The sequence below is a fragment of the Streptomyces sp. Isolate_45 genome, assembly GCF_024721315.2.
Lineage (GTDB): Bacteria > Actinomycetota > Actinomycetes > Streptomycetales > Streptomycetaceae > Streptomyces.
Window position 1 is genome coordinate 1 of record NZ_JANFAK020000392.1, and the last position, 632, is coordinate 632.

A 632-nucleotide genomic window follows, 5' to 3' on the forward strand; every position below is an offset into this window, starting at 1 on the left:
CGGCCGAGGTGGGCCGGGTCCTGGCCCGTCATCCGGCCGCCCCCGTCCCGCTGCCCCGGGCCGCCCGGCCGCCGCGCGAACTGGTGGCCCGGTTCCGGGCGTCGGCGGCGCCCGGCGCCGTACGGCTCGCGGTGTACCTGTCGGCGGCGCCCCTGACCCTGCCCGTGATGCGGCTCGTGCAGCGCACGATGCTGCCGGACTCCGAGCCCTCGGACCTGGCCGAGGTGCTGCTGAGCGGGCTGCTGCGACGCACCGGTGAAGTGCCGGGCCAGTGGTACGAGTTCGTTCCCGGCGTGCAGGACGTGCTGCTGGGCCCGCTCGGCCGGGACGAGGCCGCGCTGGTGCTCAAGCACTGCTCCGAGTACGTGCTCGCCCACTTCGGGCGCGGCGTACGGAACTTCCCCGCGCTCGCCGTCTCGCAGCTGACCGGAGTGGCGTCGGCGCCGTCCGACCCCGGCCCGGCGCGGGCGCCCGGCGGACAGCTCCCGCAGGCCTTCGCGCACGTCTCCGCGAGGGTCGTGCGCCGCTACCTGCCGGGCCCGCCCGAACCGCCCGAGGAGGAGCTCCCGGCGGGCGGGCCCGCGCCCGACGGGTCCCCGCCGGCCGGCCGGGCCCGGGCCGTGCGGGCCGCC

General features: G+C 79.3%; 1 pseudogene. It reads left to right on the forward strand.

Going from position 1 to position 632, the window contains the following annotated elements:
- Nucleotides 1-632 (forward strand): annotated as a pseudogene (locus NOD94_RS41255) (hypothetical protein); the annotation flags it as partial.